This is a genomic window from Vibrio sp. 1402 (assembly GCF_033340275.1).
The window spans coordinates 1-790 of record NZ_JAWOWE010000181.1 but is presented as its reverse complement, the minus strand read 5'-3'; the positions used below and the strand labels follow the sequence as shown (position 1 = coordinate 790).

Below are 790 nucleotides of genomic sequence, written 5' to 3'. Positions count from 1 at the left end.
TTAAGATCGGCTTTGTATGAAACACCGATAACCAAGTCTACGCGTCGCGTTGCATGGCGAGAGTAGTTCGTGATTGCACCACCAATAACAGACGAGTTAGGTACAACAACCATTTTGTTGTCTGGTGTTTTTAGAACTGTTTGGAAGATTTGAATCGCTTCAACACTACCCGCTACGCCGCCAATCTCTACATAGTCGCCAGATTTAAATGGACGGAATGCAACAATCAGTACGCCTGCCGCAAAGTTTGATAGAGAACCTTGTAGAGCAAGACCAACAGCAAGACCTGCCGCACCGATTACAGCAACAACCGATGCCGTTTGAACACCTAAACGGCCCAGAGCTGCGATAAGTACGATAACGAATAGTAGGTAACGAACAAGACCGTGAATAAATTCTACGACCGCCTTATCCATGTTTTTCTTTTCAAGTACTTTGGAAACACTGCCAGCGACTGCTTTAACGATAATATTACCGATAAATAGGATAATCAGCGCTGAAATAATGTTCACACCGTACTGAATAAGTAGGTCTGAGTTGTTTGTAAGCCAAGTCTCAGCTTGAGTCAGCCCATCTGTTAGAGTGGTATCGATACCCATCGATTCACCTGCCATAATTCTTATCCTCAAAAAATAAAGATATATAAATCTAATTGCCGTTAACTTATGAGCCTTGTTTTTTATAGGCCCTTATCTACAACAATATCCCTATTGCCCAACTGAACAGTGTCAGATTTTTGGCACGATATCCCAACTTTGACATTTTGCAAAGTCAGAGTTTCGCAAAGATA

The 790-nt window shown here is 41.9% G+C and carries 1 protein-coding gene; it reads right to left on the bottom strand.

All coding sequences use genetic code 11. The features are described from left to right. The coding region (locus R7044_RS24940; protein WP_225455965.1) for a mechanosensitive ion channel domain-containing protein at positions 1 to 614 on the bottom strand (614 nt) is incomplete at its 3' end. Between the last annotated feature and the right edge of the window lie 176 nt (positions 615 to 790).